24 protein-coding genes and 3 pseudogenes are annotated in these 23,385 nt (G+C 62.6%); 23 read left to right on the top strand and 4 right to left on the bottom strand.

Annotated features, from left to right (window positions below):
• The first annotated feature begins 2 nt into the window (after window positions 1-2).
• The 14 genes from AYJ54_RS31610 to AYJ54_RS31545 all read left to right on the top strand — a co-directional run bounded on the left by AYJ54_RS31610 (window position 3) and on the right by AYJ54_RS31545 (window position 10,340).
• The gene (locus tag AYJ54_RS31610) at window positions 3-587 is read left to right on the top strand and encodes a HyaD/HybD family hydrogenase maturation endopeptidase (RefSeq protein ID WP_063705284.1); all 585 of its coding nucleotides are present in this window, start codon (window positions 3-5) and stop codon (window positions 585-587) included.
• 27 nt (window positions 588-614) lie between these two features.
• On the top strand, window positions 615-911 hold the full coding sequence (locus AYJ54_RS31605; RefSeq protein ID WP_063680259.1) for a HypC/HybG/HupF family hydrogenase formation chaperone: 297 nt from the start codon (window positions 615-617) through the stop codon (window positions 909-911).
• Between the two features lie 161 nt (window positions 912-1,072).
• Window positions 1,073-1,519 carry a thioredoxin domain-containing protein gene (locus AYJ54_RS31600; protein ID WP_063680258.1) on the top strand — a complete coding sequence of 149 codons (447 nt, stop codon included), beginning with the start codon at window positions 1,073-1,075 and terminating at the stop codon, window positions 1,517-1,519.
• Entirely contained in the window at window positions 1,516-2,379 is an 864-nt protein-coding gene (locus tag AYJ54_RS31595) for a hydrogenase expression/formation protein (protein ID WP_063705282.1), read from the top strand. The genes AYJ54_RS31600 and AYJ54_RS31595 overlap by 4 nt, the downstream gene beginning before the upstream one ends.
• On the top strand, window positions 2,376-2,585 hold the full coding sequence (locus tag AYJ54_RS31590) for a rubredoxin (protein ID WP_063680256.1): 210 nt from the start codon (window positions 2,376-2,378) through the stop codon (window positions 2,583-2,585). The genes AYJ54_RS31595 and AYJ54_RS31590 overlap by 4 nt, the downstream gene beginning before the upstream one ends.
• The gene (hybE, locus tag AYJ54_RS31585; protein WP_063705280.1) at window positions 2,582-3,097 is read left to right on the top strand and encodes a [NiFe]-hydrogenase assembly chaperone HybE; all 516 of its coding nucleotides are present in this window, start codon (window positions 2,582-2,584) and stop codon (window positions 3,095-3,097) included. Before AYJ54_RS31590 ends, hybE begins: the two co-directional genes overlap by 4 nt.
• A complete protein-coding gene (locus AYJ54_RS31580; RefSeq protein ID WP_063705278.1) occupies window positions 3,094-4,158 on the top strand; it encodes a nickel-dependent hydrogenase large subunit in 1,065 nt (354 codons plus the stop codon). The genes hybE and AYJ54_RS31580 overlap by 4 nt, the downstream gene beginning before the upstream one ends.
• Window positions 4,151-4,492, top strand: coding sequence for a hydrogenase maturation nickel metallochaperone HypA (hypA, locus tag AYJ54_RS31575; RefSeq protein ID WP_063705276.1), 342 nt, complete (start codon window positions 4,151-4,153; stop codon window positions 4,490-4,492). The genes AYJ54_RS31580 and hypA overlap by 8 nt, the downstream gene beginning before the upstream one ends.
• Entirely contained in the window at window positions 4,492-5,379 is an 888-nt protein-coding gene (gene hypB / locus AYJ54_RS31570; RefSeq protein WP_063705274.1) for a hydrogenase nickel incorporation protein HypB, read from the top strand. The genes hypA and hypB overlap by 1 nt, the downstream gene beginning before the upstream one ends.
• A complete protein-coding gene (hypF, locus tag AYJ54_RS31565) occupies window positions 5,376-7,634 on the top strand; it encodes a carbamoyltransferase HypF (protein WP_063705272.1) in 2,259 nt (752 codons plus the stop codon). The genes hypB and hypF overlap by 4 nt, the downstream gene beginning before the upstream one ends.
• Window positions 7,634-7,870 (top strand): HypC/HybG/HupF family hydrogenase formation chaperone, encoded by a 237-nt coding sequence (locus AYJ54_RS31560; protein WP_063680250.1) that lies wholly within the window; start codon window positions 7,634-7,636, stop codon window positions 7,868-7,870. Before hypF ends, AYJ54_RS31560 begins: the two co-directional genes overlap by 1 nt.
• Window positions 7,867-9,009 (top strand): hydrogenase formation protein HypD, encoded by a 1,143-nt coding sequence (hypD, locus tag AYJ54_RS31555; RefSeq protein ID WP_063680249.1) that lies wholly within the window; start codon window positions 7,867-7,869, stop codon window positions 9,007-9,009. The genes AYJ54_RS31560 and hypD overlap by 4 nt, the downstream gene beginning before the upstream one ends.
• Window positions 9,006-10,046, top strand: coding sequence for a hydrogenase expression/formation protein HypE (gene hypE / locus AYJ54_RS31550; protein ID WP_063680248.1), 1,041 nt, complete (start codon window positions 9,006-9,008; stop codon window positions 10,044-10,046). The genes hypD and hypE overlap by 4 nt, the downstream gene beginning before the upstream one ends.
• Before the next feature lie 105 nt (window positions 10,047-10,151).
• Window positions 10,152-10,340, top strand: coding sequence for a formyl transferase (locus AYJ54_RS31545; protein WP_063680247.1), 189 nt, complete (start codon window positions 10,152-10,154; stop codon window positions 10,338-10,340).
• 546 nt (window positions 10,341-10,886) lie between these two features.
• On the opposite strand, the gene AYJ54_RS31535 is transcribed toward AYJ54_RS31545, so the two are convergent.
• Together AYJ54_RS31535 and AYJ54_RS31530 are read right to left on the bottom strand one after the other, a co-directional pair.
• On the bottom strand, window positions 10,887-11,312 hold the full coding sequence (locus tag AYJ54_RS31535) for a recombinase zinc beta ribbon domain-containing protein (RefSeq protein ID WP_347337239.1): 426 nt from the start codon (window positions 11,310-11,312) through the stop codon (window positions 10,887-10,889).
• 48 nt (window positions 11,313-11,360) lie between these two features.
• On the bottom strand, window positions 11,361-11,957 hold the full coding sequence (locus tag AYJ54_RS31530; RefSeq protein WP_082905930.1) for a recombinase family protein: 597 nt from the start codon (window positions 11,955-11,957) through the stop codon (window positions 11,361-11,363).
• A 348-nt stretch (window positions 11,958-12,305) separates the two neighbouring features.
• On the opposite strand from AYJ54_RS31530, the pseudogene AYJ54_RS31525 reads away from it, so the two are divergent.
• Window positions 12,306-13,093 (top strand): annotated as a pseudogene (locus AYJ54_RS31525) (transposase); the annotation flags it as partial.
• A 312-nt stretch (window positions 13,094-13,405) separates the two neighbouring features.
• Here the strand turns inward: AYJ54_RS31525 and AYJ54_RS31520 are convergent.
• A complete protein-coding gene (locus AYJ54_RS31520) occupies window positions 13,406-14,512 on the bottom strand; it encodes an IS5 family transposase (RefSeq protein ID WP_063705264.1) in 1,107 nt (368 codons plus the stop codon).
• A gap of 79 nt (window positions 14,513-14,591) precedes the next feature.
• On the opposite strand from AYJ54_RS31520, the pseudogene AYJ54_RS31515 reads away from it, so the two are divergent.
• From AYJ54_RS31515 to AYJ54_RS50895, 4 genes and pseudogenes are all read left to right on the top strand, one after another.
• Window positions 14,592-14,927 (top strand): annotated as a pseudogene (locus tag AYJ54_RS31515) (IS5/IS1182 family transposase); the annotation flags it as partial.
• Window positions 14,928-15,349: 422 nt separating this feature from the next.
• A pseudogene (locus AYJ54_RS52905) lies at window positions 15,350-15,544 on the top strand (ISL3-like element ISAzs13 family transposase); the annotation flags it as partial.
• Between the two features lie 665 nt (window positions 15,545-16,209).
• A complete protein-coding gene (locus tag AYJ54_RS31505; RefSeq protein ID WP_245315734.1) occupies window positions 16,210-18,057 on the top strand; it encodes an NEL-type E3 ubiquitin ligase domain-containing protein in 1,848 nt (615 codons plus the stop codon).
• Between the two features lie 78 nt (window positions 18,058-18,135).
• Window positions 18,136-18,291 carry a hypothetical protein gene (locus tag AYJ54_RS50895; protein WP_161491291.1) on the top strand — a complete coding sequence of 52 codons (156 nt, stop codon included), beginning with the start codon at window positions 18,136-18,138 and terminating at the stop codon, window positions 18,289-18,291.
• Between the two features lie 811 nt (window positions 18,292-19,102).
• Here the strand turns inward: AYJ54_RS50895 and AYJ54_RS31500 are convergent.
• Window positions 19,103-19,948: a hypothetical protein gene (locus tag AYJ54_RS31500; RefSeq protein WP_063705258.1), complete on the bottom strand. Its 846-nt coding sequence runs from the start codon at window positions 19,946-19,948 to the stop codon at window positions 19,103-19,105.
• Window positions 19,949-20,327: 379 nt separating this feature from the next.
• On the opposite strand from AYJ54_RS31500, the gene tnpA reads away from it, so the two are divergent.
• The 4 genes from tnpA to AYJ54_RS31480 are packed head-to-tail and all read left to right on the top strand — an operon-like array spanning window position 20,328 to window position 23,345.
• The gene (tnpA, locus tag AYJ54_RS53570; RefSeq protein ID WP_063697018.1) at window positions 20,328-20,750 is read left to right on the top strand and encodes an IS66-like element accessory protein TnpA; all 423 of its coding nucleotides are present in this window, start codon (window positions 20,328-20,330) and stop codon (window positions 20,748-20,750) included.
• Window positions 20,747-21,103 carry an IS66 family insertion sequence element accessory protein TnpB gene (gene tnpB, locus AYJ54_RS31490; protein WP_063697016.1) on the top strand — a complete coding sequence of 119 codons (357 nt, stop codon included), beginning with the start codon at window positions 20,747-20,749 and terminating at the stop codon, window positions 21,101-21,103. The genes tnpA and tnpB overlap by 4 nt, the downstream gene beginning before the upstream one ends.
• A 50-nt stretch (window positions 21,104-21,153) precedes the next feature.
• Complete coding sequence (gene tnpC / locus AYJ54_RS31485; protein WP_063697015.1) at window positions 21,154-22,704, top strand: IS66 family transposase; 1,551 nt, start codon at window positions 21,154-21,156, stop codon at window positions 22,702-22,704.
• A complete protein-coding gene (locus AYJ54_RS31480) occupies window positions 22,701-23,345 on the top strand; it encodes a UPF0149 family protein (RefSeq protein WP_063697013.1) in 645 nt (214 codons plus the stop codon). The genes tnpC and AYJ54_RS31480 overlap by 4 nt, the downstream gene beginning before the upstream one ends.
• Window positions 23,346-23,385 lie beyond the last annotated feature (40 nt).

Here is a 23,385-nt window from a genome sequence, read left to right as displayed (position 1 = left end):
CCATGCCGACGTCATCGCAGGCAGACCGCATCCTGGTGCTCGGTATCGGCAACATCCTCTGGGCCGATGAAGGGTTTGGCGTGCGCGCGGTGGAGGAGTTCCACCGCCGTTACGCTGTGCCGGAGAATATCACCATCCTCGACGGTGGTACGCAGGGGCTCTACCTCGTGAATTATCTGGAGGACGCCGACCGCCTGATCGTGTTCGATGCCATCGATTATGGCTTGGAGCCGGGCCAGTTGAAGGTCGTTCGCGACGAAGAGGTGCCGCGTTTCACCGGCGCCAAGAAGATGAGTCTGCATCAAACCGGCTTCCAGGAGGTCATCAGCGCGGCCGACCTGCTCGGGCGGTGTCCTAAGCATCTCGCGCTAATCGGCTGTCAGCCGCTCGATCTGCAAGACTGGGGCGGCCCGCTGACCGCTCCAGTGCGCGACCAGATCAATCCGGCGGTCGCGCTTGCCGTCGACATCCTCGCCGAGTGGGGGGTGGAGGCGGCGCCGCGAACGGCGTCGTTGCCGGAATCCGAGCGATTGCTCGCCAACGATATCGACCATATTCACTATGAAATGAGGGCGCGTCCGGCTTGATCCGGCGCGCGCCATCGGAGACGTGAAATGTGCCTTGGCTTGCCGATGACGATCGTGGAGACCGACGGGGTCTCGGGGCTCTGCGAGTTTCGCGGCGAGCAGCGGCGCGTTTCGATGCTCTTGCTTTCCAATCCGCCGGTCGGCGCCTTTGTGCTCGTCAATATCGACACCGCGATCCGGCTTCTGGATGAGGACGAGGCACGCCTGATTGCCAGCGCGATCGCGGGCCTGGAAGCCGCGCTCGAAGGCGAGGAGTCTGACCGCTTCTTTCCCGATCTCATCGACCGCGAGCCGCAGTTGCCGGAACACCTCAGGCTCGATTGAATGCAGCGAGGTGCGAAGCGCTCATGCCCCGCGACCGGGCGCGCCCGCATGCTCGGGGCGGACAGCTGCTTGATAGGAGGGAAAATGTCCGATCCGATCCTGGCATGTGTCTTGCTCGCCCGTATTGCGGGCAGAATCACAAACTCGTCAGGGGAGGTTTGATGGACTTCCAGCAGGGAAGGCATGATCTGGCACTACGAGGTTTGCCGGAGGTAGATGCTACCACCGTCGATCTATTTCTGAACGGGACAGACGAAGCAGGCGTAGTCGCGGTGCTGCTATCAGCCGGAGACCCATCGCGGTTTCCGGAGGCGGTCGACGTTGCGGTCGTCCTGCCGGAGCTGATCGACGCATTCGCAGTCAGACTGCGTGGTGCGCTGATCGCGCGCGATGCCGAGAGCGAGCTGGGCAAGCGTTTCGGCGTGCGCGTGCAGCCGACGCTGATCTTTGTCGCCGGCGGCGAGACGTTGGGGCTGATCGCCAAGATTCAAGACTGGTCAGTCTATGTCGACCGTATCAGCAAGCTGATCGATCGTCCGCGCGGCGCGAGCGTTGCCGTGGCGGCGACCATCATTCCTTCGCATCGCTCGCAGGGTGTCGAACTATGAACGCCGGTTTCTGGACCGCGCTAGAAGGCGCCGCGCAGCCGATCAATGTGTTTGCGATCGGCGAGGAAAGCCTCAATGCGTCGAACGGCAGCCTGACCGCGGCCGGCGCCCTGGCGAAGCTCGCAGCGCTCGACAGCGCGGAATTGGCCAAGAGCTGCCCGAACGCGATCGAATTGCTCTCCATGGTGGCGGCGGCGATCGCAAGCCAAAAGGCGGATGCGCCGACGCAATTGTTCCGGCTCGGCAACCTCAACGATCTCGAACGCAAGCTGATCGCCGACGTGCTCGGCGAGGGCGAGGTTGCCGGCGGGGTTGCCTTGCCGGACGGCTCGCTGATGCAGATCCGGGAATCGGTGCTGGCCGGGATCTGGCGCGTGCGGCTCGAGACCGATGCCAACCACGAATATCTCGAGGTTGGTACAATCCCTGAGATCGTCAAGCGCGCGGCCGCCGACCTGACGGCTGCCGATTTCGAGATCGGGCAGGCGCCGGAAGGCGCCATGAACGTGCTGCCGGTGCTTGCCGAACTCCGCGAACGGGCGCTGGCCTGGCGGTCGGGCGTCCGCTCGCAGATCATCAATTTCACGCTGCTGCCGATGAGTCCGGTCGATATGAGTTTCCTTCAGGAGACGATCGGGAACGGGCCGATTCAGCTGGTTTCGCGCGGGTACGGCACGTGCCGGGTGCTGTCGACGGGCATCCGCAATGTCTGGTCGGTGCAGTTCTTCAACGCCATGGACGCCATCATTCTCGACACGCTGGAAGTCGGCGGTGTGCCGAGTGTTGCGGTTGCTGCAGACGAGGATTTCGAGGACTCCGCCGAGCGGCTTCAGGAAATCATCGAGGCCTATTTCAAATGAGCCGATTTGAGAATTTTGGCTTGCGCGCAAACGTCGCCGATGTCACGCGGTTGGAATGCGGGATCTGCTGGTCGGTGTATGATCCGGTGGACGGCGATGAGGTGGCGCAGATCGCGCCCGGCACGCCGTTCACGGCGCTGCCTGATGAGTGGCGCTGCCCGAATTGCGACGCCCCGAAATCCAAGTTCATGGCGCTCGAATCATGATGGGGCGCGTGCACGGTGCTGGCGAGGACACCGACGCGGCGGCGTGGGGAAAGCTCCTCGCCGGCGCCTATCGCGAAATTGGCGAGCGCGCGTTGCGCGATCTGCCGATCTACAACGATGCGCTCGGCGTCGAGACGGTCGGCTTCCGCCGGTTCAGCGGCACGATCGTCGGGATCATGGTTACGCCCCGGTTCATGAATGTGGTCATGCCGGCGAGCGCGACCGCGCGGGAAATGCCGGCTTCGACGGTGCGCATCCGTTTCCCGGCGGGTGACATCGAGTTCACGCTGAGCGACGTCGCGCGGATGGGCCGCATCGCGAACTGTTCGCTGTTTTCGCCGATGTTTCAGTTCTCGGACATGGCCGCCGCGCGGGCTACGGCCGAGGCCGCGCTCGCCCAACTGATGCTGCCGGCGGACAGCGACAAAGCCAGCGAGCGGCGCCAGTCCGCGACAAGCGCGATCGATCGGCGTAACTTCCTGCGCGGTGTTCTGACGGAGCGGCGCGAATGAGCCTGGCCTTGATCGACGTCACGGTGCTGTTGGCCGGCAGCACGATTGCCGATGTCGCGATTCTGCCACGGAGCCGCCCGCCATTGGCGCGTCTGTTTGCCGGAAAGCCGGTCTCGTCGCTGCGCTCGGTCTTGCTGCGGCTGTTCTCGTTGTGCTCCGCGGCGCATGAGGTGGCGTTCTTGTCGGCGTTCGATGCGGCGCGGAACGAAACCGCTCCTCCCGAGGTCCGGAAGGCGCGCATCGACGCCGTCATCGCCGAGCGCCTGACCGAATTGTTGCGCGGCTTCTTCGTCGGACGGCTCACGCTGGGAGGCAGCAGCGCTGCGGCCGTTCGCGCCTTGATGAGAGCAACGACCGTCCTTGGCGGCGGGATTGCCGAGCGCCGTGAGGCGGTGTTGCAGATCAGGGAAGCGCTCACGGCACTTGGGGGCGCGGGTGGAGCGCAGCAAACCTGGCCTGGAAGCGTACTGGCGGCGCATCTTTCGGGGCTCGATGGCGATGCATTGTTGTTGCCCGCGGTCGAACAATCCTTCCTGACTGCCGCCGACGACCTCGATGTCGTCCTGCGTCTTCTGGCCGACGGTCCGGCATTCTCCGACGCGCCTGATCTCGATGGTCAGATACCCGAGACGGGCGTCTGGGCACGCCAGGCCTGGCATGCGCCGGCATCGCCGTTGGTCGCCGGGCCCGCGGACCGCCTGAAGGCGCGGAGCGCAGAGGTGGCACTGCTCTGCACGCGGCTCGAGACGGACGAAACGGCAGCCGACGTCGGCGTCGTCGCGAGCTACTGGCTTGGACCTGGCAGAGGCGCGGCCGCCGTAGAATGCGCACGCGGCCGGCTCTATCACGTCGTCGAGATCGACGGCGATCGCATCGCACGGTTCGAATTCCTCGCGCCGACGGAGTGGAACTTCCATGCGCGTGGGCCGATCGTGCGCAGCCTGCGCGGCTCCGCACTTGGCCCCGGCCGACAGGGCCGGGATGCTGTTCGCGCGCTGGTCGATTGCTTTGATCCCTGCGTCGGCGTCAGCCTCGGCTTCCGCGAGGTTGGCCATGCATGAGATGGCGCTTTGCGAGGGCATCATCGAGATCGTCGAGGAGGAGGCGCGAAAGCGCGCATTCTCGAGGGTGCGCGCAGTGTGCCTTGAGATCGGCGCGCTGAGCCACGTTGCGCCCGAAGCGATGACGTTCTGCTTCGAAGCCGTCGCGGCGAGCACCATTGCGCGAGGCGCGAGGCTGGAGATCATCGAGACGCCGGGAACCGCCTGGTGCATGGGCTGTTCGACCAGCGTCGAGATCAAGCAGCGCTACGAGCCATGCCCTGCCTGCGGCAGCTATCAATTGCAGGTCACCGGCGGGGAAGAGATGCGCGTGAGGGAATTGGAGGTCGACTGATGTGCACGGTATGCGGTTGCAGCGACGGCAAGCCCACGATCGATCACGCGCATGATCATGCGCATCACGATCACCGCCACGGCCATCGCGGGCACCATCACCACCATCACGATGCGCATGACCACCGCCACGACCGCGAGCCCGGCGATCTCGGGCTGGTCGATTGCAGCGCCAACCCGGCCGGGCAGGTGATCGCAGGCATGAGCAGCGATCGCATCATCCAGGTCGAGCGCGATATTCTCGGCAAGAACAACCGGCTTGCCGCCGAGAACCGCGCACGTTTTCGCGCCGACAACGTGCTCGCGCTCAATCTAGTCTCGAGCCCCGGCGCCGGAAAGACCTCGCTACTCGTTCGCGCCGTGTCCGAGCTGAAGGACGCTTATGCGATCGGCGTGATCGAGGGCGATCAGCAGACTTCGAACGATGCCGAGCAGATTCGCGCGACCGGCGTGCCGGCGATCCAGGTCAACACCGGCAAAGGGTGCCATCTCGATGCTGCCATGGTCGGCGAGGCCTACGAGCGGCTGCCTTGGCTCAATGGTGGCATCCTGTTCATCGAGAATGTCGGCAATCTGGTCTGTCCGGCAGCTTTCGATCTCGGCGAGGCCTGCAAGATCGTGGTGTTCTCGACCACGGAGGGTGAGGACAAGCCGCTGAAATATCCGGACATGTTCGCAGCGTCCTCGCTGATGCTGATCAACAAGATCGATCTTGCTCCCGTGCTCGATTTCGATCTTGCCAGGACGGTCGAATATGCCCGGCGAGTCAATCCGAACATCGAGGTCCTTACGGTATCGGCGCGCACCGGGGAGGGATTTGCGGCATTCGACGCCTGGATCCGCAAGCGTGCCGCGCAGAAATCGGCCGCGATGGCCGCATCGGCATGATCGTGGACGGCGAAGCCACCGCACGCGAGAGACGAAGGTTGCGCCTGTACGTGCGCGGCGCCGTGCAGGGCGTGGGTTTTCGTCCCTACGTCTATGGCCTCGCCACGCGCTACCGGCTCGGCGGTTTCGTTGCGAACGATCCCCATGGCGTGGTGATTGAGATCGAGGGCGACCGTGCGGCCGATTTCGTCACCGCGCTGCCGCTGGAAAAGCCGCCGCTGGCAAGGATTGACAAGATATCAGTGCAGCCAATCGGCGCAGTCGCGAGCGCGGAATTCTGCATTCGCCCCAGCGAACAGGGCAGGGTGTCGACGCGGATTGTCGCGGATGCCGCGACTTGTCCGCAATGCCTGGACGAACTGTTCGACCCGAACAGCCGGTTTCACCTCTATCCCTTCATCAACTGCACCCATTGCGGTCCGCGCTACACCATTGCCGAGCGGCTGCCCTATGATCGCAGCACCACGGCGATGAAGCGGTTCGCGATGTGCGCAGCCTGCGCCGCCGAGTATGCCGATCCCGCAAGCCGCCGCTTCCATGCCGAGGCGATTGCCTGCCCGCAATGTGGCCCACGACTCAGCCATGGGATGAGCGAGATCGCGGCCGTCCTTGCCGCGGGCAGGATTGTCGCGATCAAGGGGCTCGGCGGCTACCAACTCCTGTGCGATGCCCGTGACGACGACGTCGTGCGGCGGCTCCGGCAGAGCAAGCAGCGGGATCAGAAGCCGTTCGCGGTCATGGTCGGCTCCAGGGATGCCGTCGATGAGATCGCCGAAGGCGAAGCGACCGAGTTGGCTTTGCTGGAATCGACGCCGCGGCCGATCGTGCTGATGAAGTCCCGTCAGAGTCTCGCGTCCACGATTGCGCCGGATCTTTCGCGGATCGGCGTGATGCTACCGGTCGCGCCGCTCCATCATCTGCTGTTCCAAGCACTGGCCTTGGCGTATCCGCGCCCCGACGGCAGTCGCTGGGTCATTGTCGCGACAAGTGCCAATCCAGGCGGCGAGCCGCTGGTGATCGACAATGACGAGGCGGAGCGGCGACTGGCCGGCATTGCCGACCTGATCGTGACCCATGATCGCGACATCATCACGCGCGCCGATGATTCCGTGGTTTCGGTCGTCGCCGGGCATGCGCAGTTCATCCGGCGGGCCCGCGGCTACGTTCCCGACCCGATTCGGCTGCCACGGCCGGTGCCGTCCGTGCTCGCGGTCGGCGGCGCGCTGAAGACGACCGTTACGCTCACGCGAGATAACGAAGCCTTCGTCTCGCAGCATATCGGGGATCTCGATACCGCCGAAGGCATCCGCTTCTTCGAGGAGACGATCGATCACCTGATCGCGACGCTTGATGTGGCACCGATCGTCGTGGCGCATGATCTCCACCCCAACATGGCTTCGACCCGCTTCGCCGAAGCCAGCGGCCGCAGCCTCTCGGTTCAACATCATCATGCGCATGCGGCGTCGGTGATGGCGGAGCACGGCATCGACCGGCCCGCGATCGCGTTGGTACTCGATGGCTTCGGCTACGGCGACGATGGCGGCAATTGGGGTGGCGAGCTCCTGCTATGCGAGGGGGCGCGATTTCGCCGGATCGGGCACCTCACGCCCTTGAAGATGCCGGGCGGCGACCGTGCCGCGCGCGAGCCGTGGCGGATGGCGGCGAGCGTCTTGCAGGCCTTGGGCTGCAGCGAAGAGATTCAGCGTCGCTTTGCAGAGCAGCCGCAGGCTGCGAGGGTGGGGGCATTGCTTGAGCGGTCCGACCTGCCCACGACCACCAGCGCCGGCCGGCTGTTCGATGCGGCCGCCGGATTGCTGGGGGTCTCGATGCGCCAGAGCTATGAAGGCGAGGCTGCGATGAAGCTGGAGGCGCGCGTCCGGCGCACGCGCGTGGTCGATGGCGGCTGGACCCTCGCGCAAGGCGTCCTGTCCCTGCTTCCGCTCTTTGAGCGGCTTCTGGCGGATGCGACCGACGCGTACGAAGGCGCGGAGCTGTTCCATGGAACGCTGGCCGCGGCCTGCGTCGACTGGATCGAGCGTGCGGCGCGACAGACGGGTCACACCACAGTCGTCTTGAGCGGTGGCTGCTTCCTCAATGCGGTTCTCGGCGAAGAGGTGCTGCGCGGTTGTCGTTCTGTCGGGCTTGATGCCCTGCTGACGCGCCAGGTACCGCCGAATGATGGCGGCCTGAGCCTTGGCCAAGCCTGGATTGCCGCCCAGAAAGTTACTGAACAAGGATTTGAAGGAAACGCCTGATGTGTCTCGCCATACCTGCTGAGGTCACAAGACTTCTCCCCGATGACACGGCTGTGGTTTCCATCGACGGGGTTAGCAAGGAGATTTCCGTGGCGCTGATCGAGAATCTCGCCGTCGGCGATTATGTGATCATCCATGTCGGCTATGCTCTGACCAAGATTGATCCCGAGGAAGCCCGACGCACGCTCGAGCTGCTGCGCGAGCTCAGCACCGAAGGGCAGGGGGTCGTGCAATGAAATATGCCGACGAGTTTCGCGACAAGGAAATCGCACTGGGGTTGGCGAAAGCGATCCGCTCAGAGGCCGATTCGCAACGGCCATATCGTTTCATGGAGTTCTGCGGCGGTCACACCCATGCGATCTCGCGCTACGGCCTGGAAGACATGCTGCCGAAGAACGTGCGGATGATCCACGGGCCCGGCTGCCCCGTCTGCGTGCTGCCGGCGGGGCGGATCGATATGGCGATCCGGCTCGCCGAGCGACCTGAGGTGATCCTTTGCATCTACGGCGATCTGATGAGGGTGCCCGGCTCCCAAGGCGCCTCGCTGTTGAAGGCAAAGGCGCGTGGCGGCGACATTCGCATGGTCTACTCCACGGTCGATGCAATCCGGATCGCGGAGCAGAATTTGGAGCGGGAGGTCGTTTTCTTTGCCATCGGCTTCGAAACCACGACACCGCCGACCGCCGTCGTGATCCGGCTCGCCGAGAAGAAGCGGCTCGGAAACTTCACCGTGTTCTGCAATCACGTGCTGACACCGCCGGCCATGCAGAACATTCTGGAGAGCCCCGACATTCGTAACATCGGCCGGGTCGAGATCGACGGCTTCGTCGGTCCGGCCCACGTCTCGATCGTCATCGGCACCGAGCCCTACGAGTTTTGCGCCGAAGAATTTGGCAGGCCGGTGGTGATCTCCGGCTTCGAGCCCCTCGACATGATGCAGGCGATCCTGATGCTGGTTCGGCAGGTCAACGAACACCGGCACCAGGTGGAGAACCAGTATAGCCGCGCGGTCACGCGCGAGGGCAACCTGCGCGCCAAGGAGGAGGTTTCGGATATCTTGGAGCCGCGCGACCAGTTCGAATGGCGCGGGCTCGGGCTCGTGCCATATAGCGGGCTCAAGCTGAAGCGCACCTACGCCAGGTTTGATGCTGAAATTCGTTTCGGCATGAATGAACTTCGCGTCGCCGACAATCCGGCCTGCGAGTGCGGTATGATTCTGCGCGGGGTGAAGAAGCCGGTCGACTGCAAGCTGTTCGGCACGGTGTGCATGCCGGAGACCCCGATGGGATCCTGCATGGTCTCCTGCGAAGGCGCATGTGCCGCCCACTGGACTTACGGCCGGTTCCGCGACCATCAGCAGAGACGGGCATCATGAAGGCGCATCAGCGCAAGCTCGACATTAAGAACGGCTGCATCGACCTGTCGCACGGCTCCGGCGGCCGGGCGATGTCGCAGCTCATCTCCGGCCTGTTCCACGAGGCCTTCGGCAACGAATGGTTGGCGCGCGGCAACGATCAGTCGGCCTTCGACGTCGGCGGCGGGCGCATGGTGATGACGACCGACGGTTATGTGGTCTCGCCGCTCTTCTTTCCCGGCGGCAATATCGGCTCGCTCGCGGTGCACGGCACGGTCAACGACATCGCCATGGCCGGCGCGCGGCCGCTCTACCTGTCTGCGAGCTTCATCATCGAAGAGGGCTTTCGCTTCTCCGACCTTAAGAGGATCGCCGAGTCCATTGGCGAGGCGGCGCGGGTGGCGGGCGTTTACATCATCACCGGCGATACCAAGGTGGTCGAGCGCGGCAAGGCTGACGGCCTCTATATCTCCACAGCCGGCGTCGGCGTCCTGACCGACGGGCTGGATCTCTCCGCCGAGAAAGCCCGCGTCGGTGATCGTGTCCTGATCTCCGGCACGCTAGGCGATCACGGCGTCGCCATCATGTCCAAACGGCAGAATCTCGCCTTCGAAACCGATGTTGTCTCGGATTCCGCATCGTTGCATGACCTCGTAGCTGAGATGGTGGCGGCTGGCCGCAAGGGCATCCGCCTGATGCGCGATCCCACTCGAGGCGGGTTCGCCGCGACGCTCAACGAGATCGCCCACCAGTCGGGCGTCGGATTTCGCCTCCAGGAAGAGACGATCCCGGTGAAGCCGGCCGTTGCTGCGGCGTGCGAACTGCTCGGGCTCGATCCCCTTTATGTGGCCAATGAAGGCAAGCTTGTCGCGATCGTGTCACCCGATGTCGCCGAGGGCGTGCTTGCCGCCATGAAAGCGCATCCGCTTGGCCGTGATTCCGCGGACGTGGGCGAGGCAGTGGCCGACGATCATCACTTCGTGCAGATGACAACGAGCTTTGGCGGCGGACGAATTGTCGACTGGCTGTCGGGCGAGCAGTTGCCACGGATCTGTTGAGGCTCATGATGCGAATGCTACTTTTGTCGCATTCCTTCAACGCCTGACGCAGCGGCTGCATCTCGAGCTCAGGGAGCGCGGCAAGAGGTCACGGTCGAGCTCGACATGCATGCCGATGTCATCCGCGAGAGCGTGGCGTTGTACCAGTCCGACCTCATCGTCGCGCCGTTCCTGAAACGGGCGATTCCGGACGATGTCTGGCGCGCAGTGCGCTGCCTGATCGTCCATCCCGGTCCGCCCGGCGATCGCGGGCCTGCCGCGCTCGATTGGGCGATCCTTGAAGGCGTAGCGTAAAGGGGGTGTGACGGCGTTTGATCGGGTGTTTTGCGCCGCAAGGATTGAACCCACTCGGGAGCCATGACCCACCATTATGGTGGCCCTCCGGAAAGAGCCCTCCGCCCACCAGTGCGGCCGGCTTTCCCTTGACCTCGACCTCAAAGCCTTCCCAAGGGCCTTTCGGGTGGACGATGACGCAGTGCACAAGTCGGCGACCAACGGGCCGTGGTCGTCCTCCGCGCTTGCGTGGCTTGCTATCGTGTCGGCAAGCGCATTGACGGTCTCGATGTACCGGTCCAGCGTTGCCGGATGCAGTGAGATGGGGGTAGGGGTCTCCTCGAGGGCAGCCAGTTCCGCCTCGACGCGCAACCGCTCCTGCTTCAGCTCGGCGATCCGTTGCCTGGCATCCTCCTCGGAAATCACGTACCTGATCACGAGATCAAATGTTGCGCTGACGCTCGCCTTCGATCCGGTCGCGTTTCGCTTCTAGCCGCAGGCGCTCCGAGGAAGCGTTCCCCGCTAGCCGTCCTCGCTCATTGTTGTAGTTGCGGACGTAGGTCTCGATCAGCCGTGGGCCTTCAACTCCTCGACCATCCCGCTGAGCACAAGTCTTTCGATGTCGCGCAGGAAGATGATCCTGCGATTCGAGCAACTGCCGCTCTCGCGCACAGCTGAGCAACGAGTCCTGGTCTTTCCGGTCTTATCGCGGTCGTGAACTGACATGCCAGATCCGCAACAGCCGCACCGAAGAAGACCCGATAGGAGATGCGGCGCCCGTCGCTTCATGTGGCTGGCCAAATGCCCCTTCTCGGTCTTCAAAGCGTGCGCTTGCTCCCAAACGGACTGTTTGACGATCCGTAGTTGGGGCACATCAATGCTCTGCCACTCCTCACGAGGGTTTGGTCGAGACAATCGTTTGCCTGCATCGGGATCCTTCGCCATCCGGACCTTGTTCCAGACAATACGGCCAGCATACGGCTCATTGAAGATGAGCCCCGTCCCGCGCTTGGCGTTGCCGTTGATCGTCGACGCATTCCATCACCGACCTCGCGGTGGATGTATATTTTCTCGATTGAGATCCTGCGAGATCTCCCCGGAGCCCCCGTCCGGCTGCGTATGCTGCAAAAATCCGCCGGATGATCGTAGCCTCGTCTTCGACGATTTCGAGCTCGCCGGGTTTGCCACCGCTCGATATCCGTAGGCACGCCCTCCCGCATGTCGGCCATCGCGTATCATGCCGGCCATGCCGCGGCGGACCTTCTTCGCGCCGTCCTCGCGCTGCATCTGTCCGACAAGGCCCCGGATCCCAATCAAGATTGAGTCCGCGGTGCCATCGTGGACGGCCTGGATCTCGATCCCCTGGAAAGACAACCGTTTGTGGATGCCGGCCAGATCCTCCATGTCGCGTGAGAGCCGGTCCAACGCCTCTACGATTACAACTGTGAAACGATGCTGACGCGCAGCGTCCATCAGCTGCATCAAACCATCGCGGCCGAATACCGAGGCTCCAGAACGCGCCTTATCTTCAAAGATAGCAACGACATCGAGTTGATGACGAGCCGCATAAGCGCGGCATAGAGCAATCTGATCTTCAGTCGATTTTTCGGTTTTGAAGCTCGGTCGAGAACCGAGCATAGATCGCTGCGGGTTTCATCTCGATTACCGGTGCTGATGCGCTTGCCGCCAGCGGCTTCAAGATGATGCTTCATCAGGCGCTCGCTATCAAAAAGATGATCGTGTCTTGCGTCAGCAATTGCAAGTGCTTCAACAAGCTTAATCAGAGCAGGATCGATTTGTGCTGACAACCGCGCAACCGAGCACTACGCGGTCAATGACTTTGGGCATTGAGCGTGTCACCTGCACCGGTTGATACTCAACAATCTGACGGCCGCTTTGGCGGATTGTGTTGAAAAAAACTCGCCTCTTGAAGCTGCGGGAGGTCGCTGATTCACTTCGTCCGAGTGGGGCGGGAGATGTGAATCGATGATGGGTCCGCGGCAGGTCGACCAGGCGGCGCTGTTCTACGAGTTCTCGCTTGAGCGGCACGTTCCAGTCAGCCACCTGCTGAGGGCAATCGATCGGTTTGTCAATCTGTCGGACGTTCGGAGCCCCATGTGGCGCCATTTTACAGCTCCACCGGCCGGCCTTCGATTGATCCGGAACTGCTCGTCCGAATGCTGCTGGTCGGCTACTGCTATGGCATTCGCTCCGAGCGGCGGTTGTGCGAGGAGGTGCACCTGAACCTCGCCTACCGCTGGTTCTGTCGGCTCGGGCTAGACGGCGAGGTGCCGGACCACTCGACCTTCTCCAAGAACAGGCATGGCCGCTTCCGCGATTGCGATCTGCTACGCAAGCTCTTCGAGACTGTGGTCCAGCGGTGCATGGCAGAACGGCTGGTCGAGGGATCCGCCTTTGCGGTCGATGCCAGCCTGATTGCCGCCGATGCCAACAAGCCGCGCGCCGTCGCTGGATCTGACGACGTCGACTGGGAGGCCATCGCCAAGACGCGCCGTTCCGTCCGGGAGTATCCGGACACGCTGGATCAGGCGGCTTGGGGCGCAGCGAGCGAGACGGTGCCGAAGTTCATCTCGAAGGCGGACCCGGCCGCGCAATGGACAGGCGCGCACAAGGGACATGCCTTCTTTGCCTACGCCAACAACTACCTGATTGAGCTGAAGGCAGCGATTATCGTCGATGTCGAGGCGACGCGGGCCATCCGGCAGACCGAGGTCGGCGCAACCCGTACGATGATCGAGCGCACGGAAGAGCGCTTAGGCAGGCTGTTGAAGAAGTAGCCAATCGGCGGGCGATAAAGGGAATGTCGTCACCGCCTTCGAGGCATATCTCACCTTCAAGCGAGCCATCGGCGAGCTCTTCTGCCCAACCACGGCCTCTTGCGGGCTCCATCTCGTCTCTGCCGTCCCATATGAACTCGACGGCGTTACCTTCGCAACGGCCATATATTGCCCCCGTGAGGCAATCGAGGGCGAACTCGCCGCCTTCGGCTGCGAACAGGATGTAAGAGCCCGGCCCAGCCATGTCGTGATCGGGCGTTTCCACGACACGCCATTTGCCCCGTACGCTCATAGCTGCACCGCCAGCAGCTTAGGCAGACGGATCAGATTGTAGGCCGCGAGCGCCAACGTAAAGGCGGCGTCCACACGCTCGCGCCCCCGCAGCTTTACCTTGGCCAGACCGGCGGAACTCTTGATCCACCCGAACACCTCCTCAATCCGCTTGCGGCAGCGCTGGCTGACCTCGTAGCCGGCATGGCGGGTGGTGCGGGCATCGACTGCTGTCTTGCGCGGGATGCCGGTCTTGCTGAGGTGTCCGTCGATCGCGATGTGCGGCGTCACCGATCGTTCCCTCAAGTCGTGCACGAACTGCGTAACGTCATAGGCTTTGTCCGCGCCGAGCGTGATCCGCCGGCCTGTGGGATGGCGACTATCAATCAACGCCAGCGCCGCCTCTCGTTCGGCAGTGCCGGTGGCCTGGCTGACGATGCCGCCGACCGCCAGGCCATGGCGGTTCTCCATCAGAGCATGTCCCATGTAGCAGAGCTTGGCAGGCCGCCCGTCTCCTTTCTTGTACAGCCGGGCTTCCGGGTCGGTCGTGCTTTGGTGCGTCTCGTTTGAACGCTTCTCCTTGTGGAAGCTGCGCTCAGCGTTGCGCCCCGAACCCTCACTATCGTTGTCGCCTCCGTCCTTCTTGCGGAAGCTCTTGATCGAAGCCCACGCCTCGATCAGCGTGCCGTCCACCGAGAAGTGATCACTCGACAAAAGCCGCTTCACTTGCGGCTGAGCCAGCACCGCCGAGAGGAACTTAACGGCTATCTCACCCTCTAACAGCCGGTCGCGGTTCTTGGAGAAAGTCGAGTGGTCCCACACCGGATCGTCCACGCCCAAACCGACAAACCAGCGGAATAGCAGGTCGAACTCCAGCCGCTCCATCAATTGTCGTTCCGAGCGGATGCCGTAAAAGGCTTGCAGCAACATGGCCCGAAGCAGCCTCTCCGGTGCAATCGAGGGCCGGCCAAAGTCCGTGTAAAGTCCTGAAAATGCCTTCGATAGATCGCTCAGCGCAGCGTTTACGATCTCCCGGATCTTCCGCAAGGGGTGATCAGGGCGAACCCGCGCTTCAAGGTCCACGTAACTGAACAGCGATCCTGACCGCTCGTCCGATCCCCGCATCCCGGCCTCCCGATTCAACCATCGAGAGAATCACGTCCAACGCCATCTCGCCAGAGACTTCTTCAACAGCCTGTTAGAGCTCTGTCCCAAGCGCATTGTCGCTGATAGTGCCTATGGGTCGGCGGAGATGCTGGGCTGGCTGGTCGAGGAGCGGACGATCGAGCCGCACATCCGGGTGTTCGACAAATCGGCCCGGACCGACGGCGCCTTCTCGCGCGGAGACTTTGCCTATGACCAGCAAAGCGACGTCTACATCTGCCCGGCTGGCAAGGTGCTGGCTTCCACCGGGGCCTTGGTGAACGACGGAGCGACACTGGCGTATCGGGCCAGCAAGTATGACTGCGACGCCTGCGAACTCAAGCCGCGGTGTTGTCCGAAGACGCCCTCCCGCAAGGTAACACGTTCAATCCATGAACATGAAGAGGAGTGGCAACACCGAAATTCGTCAGTTGTTTGGTTGCGGCCCGCTGCTTTTCAAATCCTCGGACGGGGTTGGAGGCTAGAGTTGCAAGATGTTGATATTGAACGGACTTAATCAACTTTAGCGAGAATCCCTCTCTCCGCCATAATGGAACGGCTTCGGGAAAGCCCCGTAAAATGAGGCCTTTCTGCACCCCAGGAGCTTCTGGTGTGGCCCCTGGGTGTAGCCCAGGGTAGCCCGCAATTTGCCACGGCATGGCTCTCTGTGGCAACACCCGTTCTCGTTGGGACCTTTCGCGGAACCTTGAGGCCCTGCGCCGCTCGCGGCGCAGCCACCGCCATTCACTCTATGCCGAAATTCTCGATTTGCGTGCCGCCGGTCTGTCGCCGCGCGGAGTCGCGCTGCGGATCGAGGATGCTTCGAGGAGCGAACTGGCCTCGCTTGCGCAAGGCATCGGCCGCGACATTGCAGCTGTCCGCGCAGCCACCACCCAACCCTGGAGCACCAGTCCCGTCGAGGGACAGATCACACGTCTCAAGACGATCAAGCGCCAGATGTATGGGCGTTCAGGATATGCACTACTCAAAAACAGGCTGCTGGCAGCCGCCTGACAATGCACAACGCGCTCGATGAAAAGCAAAAGGGACCTGCACCAAATATGCGGAAGAAGCCCTGTTTGTCGCTACATAGCTGATCGAATGGCATCGAATGCCCGTCAGCATGGGGACGTTGCGCAAGTGGATGAATGCGGCCCCATCGATGGGGGCCGTCGGCACACTGCGAATCGTTCTGCGGCTCGTCAGCTTATCGACAGCTAAGCCTCCTAGCGTGGGACGTACTTGTCCAGACTGCCAGATCCGGCTTGATCTGCGAAGGAGAGTGCGTTGGTTCCGTTCAAAAATATCAACCAATTGGACGAATCATACTTCGTGCGGATGTACTGAGATCGGCTGCATCTGACCGAGAGCGAATGGGGCAGCATGGCCATCAACCTGGAGAATCGCCGTTCCGGTGCCACTTCCTTCATTCGTGTCGGCGAAGGGGTATTATGAACACAGGACAGACTCAGCGAAGCGCTGGCATCACTTCCGAAGCTTCCGAACGAGGGCACCGGCAAGGTTGCCTGTGCGGTCTCACCCGGGCCGCAGCACAGTGGGTCGAAGCCTTGACCCAAGCGGCCGCCGGCCCTGCCTCGGCGCAACGCCGGCTCCTGGAGGGCTGGGCCGCCGAAGGGGGACAGGGCGAACAGGAGGATCGGCGAGAGGCAGTAAGCCGAATGAGAGCTTGGCAGGAGGCGGGTGATGTCGACGTGCCGCTGAATCTGGTATCCTTGTCCCTAACCACCTTGCCGGTCGGGCTGCCGCCAGAGCTGCAGGGGCTCGGCACCAGCCACAATCGGCTGAGCAGCTTGCCTATCGATCTCCCGACCGATCTCCGCTGGCTCGACGCCAGCAACAACGGGCTGACCAGCCTGCCCGACACTCTTCCGGCCGGCCTTCAGAATTTCAATGCCAGCGGCAATCGGCTAACCCGTCTGCCCGTCTTCCCGGCAAGGCTCCGGTGGCTTGACCTCAGTAACAATCAGCTGACCAGTCTGCCCGATACGCTCCCAGCAACTCTTCAGCAGCTCAACGCCAGCAACAACCAGCTGAGCAGCCTGCCCGAGATCCTCCCGGCCGGGCTCGAGCGGCTCAACGTTGGTAGGAACCAGCTCCCCAGTCTGCCCGATACCCTTCCAGCAACGCTTCAGCAGCTCGACGCAAGCGACAACCAGCTGAGCAGCCTGCCCGAGATCCTCCCGGCCGGGCTCGATCGGCTCAACGTTGGTAGGAACCAGCTCCCCAGTCTGCCCGATACCCTCCCAGCAACGCTTCAGCAGCTCGACGCCAGCGACAACCAGCTGGCCAGCCTGCCGGAGATCCTCCCGGCCGAGCTCGAGCGGCTCAACGTTGGCAGGAACCGTCTGGCTGGTCTACCCGAGACTCTCCCCGTAGGAGTGGAGGACCTCGACCTTGTCGGCAACCTGCTGACGAGCCTGCCCGAAACTTTGCTGACGCAGCTCGGCTCTGACTGCTGCGTTCATCTGGTAAATAATCCACTGTCGGAGCGAGTGCGGGCGAACCTGGCGACAATCTTGAATAGCCAGGGCTATGCCGGCCCGCAGGTCTTCTTCTCGATGAGCGACGGGACGACGCAAGGTCAAGCGCGGCCTCTGTGCGAGGCAGTCGCGGCTTGGCTACCTGACGAGCCGGAGGCAATAGCTGCCTGGCAGGCCTTCGCCCAAGAGCCGGGTGCGCAAGAATACGCCCGCTTCCTCGACAGGCTGTTGGACACGGTGAACTATGGCAATCGCAAGTTCCGCCAAGCGGTGGTAGACGATCTGCGGCAGGCGGCGACCAGGCCGGGATTGCGCGCCCAGTACTTCCAGTCGGCCGTCGGAGCGAGCGCGACCTGCCAGGATCGCATCACTTTGGCTTGGAACGGAATGCAGAACGCACGGCTGAACGCTGATGTCGTGGAGGGAGCCTACGACGCGCGGCTCGACAAGCTCCTCGAACAAGGTCGCGTCATGTTCCGTTTGGGCGAGCTGGAGAGGATCGCCCGCGACAAGGTCAACTCACTCCGGTTGGTCGACGAGATAGAAGTCTATCTCGCATATCAAGTCAAACTGCGCGACCGGCTGGACCTCAGGCACATCGCCCCGCACATGCGCTTCTACGGCGCGTCCTACGTCACCGAACACGACCTTGCCACCGCCGAGACCTCCGTGCGAAACAAGGAGGCGGTGGGGTTCGCCGACTATCTGGCAACGAGCTGGCAGCCCTGGGAGACGGTGCTGCGCCGCATCGCACCCGAAGCTCATGCAGAGATGCAGGATCGGCTCGTCGATGCGATGGATGATGAGTTCAAGAGTCGACTGACGGAACGGCTCGCCGATCATCACCTCGTCGGCGACGCCGACGCCGAACGGCTGCTCGGAGCCGAGATCCGCGACGAGATCGCCCGCGAGATCAAGGGCGCGCTGACACGTCAAGTGCTCGGAGACTACGGCCTCACGCTCCGGCCGGCAGCGTCTGCGCAGACCGCAAAAGTGGACGGGCCGGTCGGGGCAGGCGGATCGTAGCGGTGGGGCAGGCGGATCGTAGCGGTGAGGGCGTCTGCCCCTTACTGAAGCTCCTGCTCATCGGCGCAGCGCGCGCCGATGATGCTTGTCGACCGGGCGCGTGCTGGCGCGCGGACGGATGACGATGCTGGTGCGTTTGTGGAGATGATCCATAAACCTGAGGCAATTCGCGGCACCTGCGAGGGGGACGCCAAAGCCGAGATCATCAGCTATGTCAGCCAGCCTCGCACTTGAAGCATCGCTAGATGGGTGAGCCCTCTGTTTCTCTGCGGCGAGGCCAAGGTCATCGCTTGCTTGCAGCGGGGGCAGATTGGAATCGAGGGCTGTTGAGACATGTTGGCAGTGTCTTGCACACCTATGCCGATGCCGGACGAGGTGTGAGGTCGGCGACAATGATGAAGCTAATTCACTTCACGGCTCTGAGACGGACTCACCTTGAGCCCTTTCCGCTAGCCACTCAGCGAATTCCAGCACTTGTTTGCGTTCGGCCCATCGCGTAGGCGTAGAATCGCCCGTACGAACAATTGTCGTTCATAGTTGAAAGTCCTTGCTACGATCGGCCTCTCTAAAGCGCGATGAGATTAGGATGAATCGTCATCGCGCTTTAGGTTGTTGTTTGCGCATGATCTTTCCGGAAAACCGCTTCACACTTTTCCGGATCATGCTTTAGTCATTTGCGCACCCGAGGCGATAGCGCACACGGTAGGACCCACTATTCTCCTCCCGTTCGCGGAGATGTCAGCTAGCGTACCCTCAATATCACGACGACCGACGAAGGGGTGGGAAACACCGATCAACTTGATTGGCTCCCCGCCGAAACCTGCAACGGTGCAACGATTCCTTTTCTGTGCTGCCGGTCCCAGGGCCGCGCGAACTAGAGTTCCTGAGGACCGGGTTGTCAGTGGGTAGTAGTGTTCCCCTATGCTGACAACATCTGAACGCGGCTGCTGCCGGTCCGTGGATAGAGCCTCGGGTATGCGGAGCCTCTGCCAAGTCCGGTCGCGTCGACAGCATGAATTATTTCCTTGATGGCCCACCCAACACGCTACATGAAGTCATCGTCGTCCGAATCGGGCGGAGTAGTTGGTGTACGCTCGACATCATCGATATCGCTGCCTTCAGTGTCGTCGGCTTTGGACAGATACAGTGGAGGTTTGTTTGCTCGTTGCCATTCACCGTCACCGTTCTTCGTCCACTTGTCGGGGTGCTGGGTTGGATCAAGCGCCATCGTCGAGTTAGTTACATCAACAAAACCCAACGCTGCTGCGCGGGCTTTTGCTTCTGGGTTCACGGGATTAGAGAGGATCAACGGTCGTTCGCCGTCGAGCCGAAGCTGATGTTCCAGGAGAATATCGCCTGCGTTATCTACAAGCGGATGAGTAACCCGAAAATCTATAGTGGATGTGGTTTCGGTCCGCCCGGGAAATTGGTTCCTCCACTGATCTCCTTCGAACACATCATTCATGCTGGATCCGCCTTCCGTGCGAAGCAGTCCAACGCTCTTGTTGCCTAGCTGATAGCTGAAATATCGCGCGTCTTTCGAATCGGAGTCCGTGCTGCCGTGGCGATAGGCAACGTATGCTGCGCGTTCGGCTTTCAACGATACAGCACGCGAGTACTGCTGCGGGTTCGCGGCGATATGCTCTATTTCGTCGCTATAAAAGTCCTTCACTTTTTCCTCGAATGAAGAACTTGAGATTTCCACCACGGGCGGATTGCGAGCGAGAGAATACGGTCGTGTTGCCGCCGAAGATGAACTAGCGTAGGAACTCGGCTCCGCCATGTGCATCCCAGCAAACGCGTCCGCAAACCTCTGGCTGTCCGCATCATCATCAACGTCGGAAATACTCGTAGGTTGGATGTTGGATGGGCCACTGATTCGGCTGTACATGGCGATGCGATCCTGTCGGCATGGTGTTTTCGCACTGTGAGTAGGCCTGTCAGGCCCTTCGGAGATTGTTATTCGGCCTGCCTGACGACAAGCTGACGGACGTCGCAAGCAGGTTTTAAGGCCTGCGCTATCGCGATCGCACCGACGCATGCGATTCGTCCGACACCGGCTCTGGGCTGGTGCTCCCGGGTTCGGCATTTCCGTCAAGGGCGACCGACAGGCTGACATTATGACGCAACGTGGAATTCCTGGGGTTCATGGCGAGAGCTGGCCGATATAGCACTTGCGCCGATAGCGGTACGACGACCCCACCTCGTTTAGGTGGACGGCATGAGCGAGACTCGCGCCTAGATTCGACAGCGCGAGGGACACTGACTCCATGCATCAAGACAGACATCAAGACAGGCATGACGCCGCCTCCTATCAGCGGATCGAAGTGATCACGGGGGAGACGCGACGGCGCAGTTGGAGCGATGCAGAGAAGGCGCGGATCGTGGCCGAGAGCGCCGATCCGGAGACGAGCATTTCCGAGGTGGCGCGGCGCAACGGGGTCAACCGGGGACTGCTCAGTGTGTGGCGGCGCAATGCGCGGCTTGCGTCGAGCGAAGGGCCGCAGTTCGTGCAGGTCAGGCTCGATGACGCCGTCGAGGCGCGGCCGAACGTGATCGATAAGCCACACGTTCTGGCGGGTCCGGCCGAGCGGATCGAGGTGATGATCGCGGGCGCGACGGTGCGCGTGCCCGTCGGCGTCGACGCCGCGACGCTGGAGCGCGTGCTGGCGGCGGTGAGATCGATGCGATGATCACGTTCGGTCCAATGATCCGTGTGTTCGTCGCGACGCAGCCGATTGACTTTCGCAAAGGCGTTCATGGCCTGGTCGCGCTGGTGGCGGAGGGATTGGGCGGCAAACCCTACAGCGGCGACGTTTACGTCTTCCGATCGAAGCGATCGGATCGTTTGAAGCTTCTCGTTTTTGACGGCTCTGGAATAGTTCTAGCGACGAAGTGGCTCGAGAATGGGAGCTTCGCCTGGCCACCTGTTCGCGAGGGTACGATGCTGGTGACGGGGGCGCAACTGGCGATGCTGATCGAAGGTCTTGCGGAGTGGTCGCGTGTGGTCCCGAAGGTGACGAAGCGGCCGACGAAAGTCGCCTGAATCGTCTTGTTTTGCTGGCGAGTCCGGGTGTGTTCGTGTAGCTCTGCGATATGGCGCTTCGCCCTGAAGATCTCCCCTCTGACCCTGCGGCTCTCGCCGAGATGGTGCTGGCTTTCGAAGGCGAGAACGACGATCTGCGCGCAGAGATCGCCACGTTGAAGAGCCTGATCTTCGGCTCGCGATCGGAGCGCTCGGCGATCGTCTGTGCCGAACAGATCGCGTTCGATCTGGAACGGACCGCCGGCGCGCAGCCTCCGGCCAACGATGACGAACCGGACGCGTCGAGACCGAAGCGGCGCAAAGCGAGGCGCAACATCGGCGCGCTACCGGCGCATCTGCCCCGGGTCGAGCGGGTGATCGAGCCGGCGTCCACGCTCTGCCCGTGCTGCACGGGTCAGATGCATCGGATCGGCGAGGAGAGCAGCGAAGCGCTCGATCGGGTTCCCGCGTGGCTGCGTGTGCTCCGCACGATCCGTCCCAAATATGCCTGCCGCGCCTGTGAGGGCCCGATCGTCCAGGCCCCGGCACCGGCGCGGCTCGTCGAGGGCGGCATGGTGACGACGGCGCTGATCGCGCATATCGCCGCGGCCAAATATGCCTGGCAATCGACGCTCTACCGCCAGACGCAGATCCTGGCGGGCCAGGGTGTCGTCGTCGACCGTCAGACGCTGGCGCGCTGGATGGGGAGCGCGGCGTGGCTGGTCAGGGGCCTCTACGATCTGCAACTGAAGACCATGCACGGCTTCGAGCGGTTGTTCTGCGATGAGACGCCGATGCCGGTGCTCGACCCGGGACGCGGCCGCACGAGGACCTGCCAGTTCTGGGCGCATGCGACGGACGATCGGGCGTGGAAGGGTCCGGCACCGCCTGCGGTCGCCTATGTGTTCGCGGGCGGTCGCGGCAAGAAGGAGATCGTGGCGCAGTTGGCCGGCTTCGAAGGCGTGCTGCAAGTCGACGGCTATGCCGCCTACGCCTCGCTGGTGGGCGATGCGAAGATGTCGGGCAAGATCCAGCTGGCGTATTGTCTCGTTCACGCGCGCCGCAACTTCGTGAGGGTGCACAAGACGACGAACTCACCCTTCGCCGCGGAGGTCATCGAGCGCATCGCAGCCGTCTACGCGATCGAGGAGAGGATCCGCGGTCTCGACGCCGGAGAACGCCGCGCGGCGCGACAGGCCGAGACGAAGCCGATGATGGAGGCGTTGAAGGCCCGTCTGGTCGCGGTGAAAGACGGAATCTCCTGCCGCTCGACGCTCATCAAGGCGATCGATTACATGCTCGAACGCTGGCAGGGCCTGACGGCGTTCCTGGATGACGGGCGGCTCGAGCCAGACAGCAACACCGTCGAGCGATCGATCAGGCCAATTGCGATCGGGAAAAAGAACTCGTTGTTCAGTGGTGACGAGGGCGGGGGCGAGACATGGGCGGTACTCTCTTCGCTTCTTAACACGGCCAAATTGAATGGCCTCGACCCCGAGGCCTATCTCGTCGACGTTCTCGAGCGGATAGTGAGTGGCGCCACGAAGGTCAACCAGCTTCACGAACTTCTGGCCTGGAACTGGAAGGCCGCACGCGAAGCCGACAAGCGGGCTGTGGCATGACGAAGCCGAAGCGACGGCGAGGAAAACCGGCCAAGACGACGATGGCGGACTATGCCATGTCGTTCGAACGGCTCGGACAATGGATGAGCGAGCGCGCCAGGTCGCCGACGCTTCGGCATCCGCGGGCGACGTCGCTCTCCATGCTCGACGGCGCAGTGGCCGCTGTCGTCGCCGGGCCGGTCTCGATGGCCTCGGAGGAATGGGTGTGCCCGCTCCTCGGCGTCGATCCCGATGCCTTCAATCACGACACCGAGGAGTTCTCGGCGATCGCCGCCACGCTGATGCGCCACAACGCGATCAGCGAGACACTGTCGACGAGACCGGAGAGCTTCGAGCCACTGTTCGTGCGATCGCAGGACGGCGAAGTCGACCCGCAGCCCTGGTGCATGGGCTTCTACGCCGTCATGAAGCTTCGGCTTCTCGTCTGGTCGCGGCTTCTCTCCCCGAACGGAACCGAACACCTTATGCTGCGACCGATCCTGGTCCACTACATCGATGACGCCGGTCGGCCCTTGCTGCCCCCGGCCCGGCACAAGCTGGGAACGCCGCCCATCGTCCAAAACGCCTGGCGCGACATTCCAGCAGCCGTCGAGGCCCTGCGGCAGTTCTGGATGCCTATACGCTTCAAGCGTGGCGCGTAGGCCGTCCGCGCCAAGTCCGTGGCCCTCTCGTACCGCTTAC

It is taken from the genome of Bradyrhizobium centrolobii (assembly GCF_001641635.1).
Classification (GTDB): Bacteria; Pseudomonadota; Alphaproteobacteria; order Rhizobiales; family Xanthobacteraceae; genus Bradyrhizobium; species Bradyrhizobium centrolobii.
Note: the sequence above shows the minus strand (reverse complement) of the source record. Positions and strands in the feature narration are given on the sequence as shown.

Coding starts and splice junctions, on each gene's coding strand:
- hypB (WP_063705274.1), top strand. CDS start 4,492: ATGTGCACGGTATGCGGTTGCAGCGACGGCAAGCCCACGATCGATCAC.
- AYJ54_RS31505 (WP_245315734.1), top strand. CDS start 16,210: ATGAGAGCTTGGCAGGAGGCGGGTGATGTCGACGTGCCGCTGAATCTG.
- hypA (WP_063705276.1), top strand. CDS start 4,151: ATGCATGAGATGGCGCTTTGCGAGGGCATCATCGAGATCGTCGAGGAG.
- AYJ54_RS31560 (WP_063680250.1), top strand. CDS start 7,634: ATGTGTCTCGCCATACCTGCTGAGGTCACAAGACTTCTCCCCGATGAC.
- tnpA (WP_063697018.1), top strand. CDS start 20,328: ATGCATCAAGACAGACATCAAGACAGGCATGACGCCGCCTCCTATCAG.
- AYJ54_RS31600 (WP_063680258.1), top strand. CDS start 1,073: ATGGACTTCCAGCAGGGAAGGCATGATCTGGCACTACGAGGTTTGCCG.
- AYJ54_RS31580 (WP_063705278.1), top strand. CDS start 3,094: ATGAGCCTGGCCTTGATCGACGTCACGGTGCTGTTGGCCGGCAGCACG.
- AYJ54_RS31590 (WP_063680256.1), top strand. CDS start 2,376: ATGAGCCGATTTGAGAATTTTGGCTTGCGCGCAAACGTCGCCGATGTC.
- AYJ54_RS31605 (WP_063680259.1), top strand. CDS start 615: ATGTGCCTTGGCTTGCCGATGACGATCGTGGAGACCGACGGGGTCTCG.
- AYJ54_RS31610 (WP_063705284.1), top strand. CDS start 3: ATGCCGACGTCATCGCAGGCAGACCGCATCCTGGTGCTCGGTATCGGC.
- AYJ54_RS31480 (WP_063697013.1), top strand. CDS start 22,701: ATGACGAAGCCGAAGCGACGGCGAGGAAAACCGGCCAAGACGACGATG.
- hypE (WP_063680248.1), top strand. CDS start 9,006: ATGAAGGCGCATCAGCGCAAGCTCGACATTAAGAACGGCTGCATCGAC.
- hybE (WP_063705280.1), top strand. CDS start 2,582: ATGATGGGGCGCGTGCACGGTGCTGGCGAGGACACCGACGCGGCGGCG.
- AYJ54_RS31595 (WP_063705282.1), top strand. CDS start 1,516: ATGAACGCCGGTTTCTGGACCGCGCTAGAAGGCGCCGCGCAGCCGATC.
- tnpC (WP_063697015.1), top strand. CDS start 21,154: ATGGCGCTTCGCCCTGAAGATCTCCCCTCTGACCCTGCGGCTCTCGCC.
- hypD (WP_063680249.1), top strand. CDS start 7,867: ATGAAATATGCCGACGAGTTTCGCGACAAGGAAATCGCACTGGGGTTG.
- tnpB (WP_063697016.1), top strand. CDS start 20,747: ATGATCACGTTCGGTCCAATGATCCGTGTGTTCGTCGCGACGCAGCCG.
- AYJ54_RS31500 (WP_063705258.1), bottom strand. CDS start 19,948: ATGTACAGCCGAATCAGTGGCCCATCCAACATCCAACCTACGAGTATT.
- AYJ54_RS50895 (WP_161491291.1), top strand. CDS start 18,136: ATGATGCTTGTCGACCGGGCGCGTGCTGGCGCGCGGACGGATGACGAT.
- AYJ54_RS31530 (WP_082905930.1), bottom strand. CDS start 11,957: ATGCTCGGTTCTCGACCGAGCTTCAAAACCGAAAAATCGACTGAAGAT.
- AYJ54_RS31545 (WP_063680247.1), top strand. CDS start 10,152: ATGCATGCCGATGTCATCCGCGAGAGCGTGGCGTTGTACCAGTCCGAC.
- hypF (WP_063705272.1), top strand. CDS start 5,376: ATGATCGTGGACGGCGAAGCCACCGCACGCGAGAGACGAAGGTTGCGC.
- AYJ54_RS31520 (WP_063705264.1), bottom strand. CDS start 14,512: ATGCGGGGATCGGACGAGCGGTCAGGATCGCTGTTCAGTTACGTGGAC.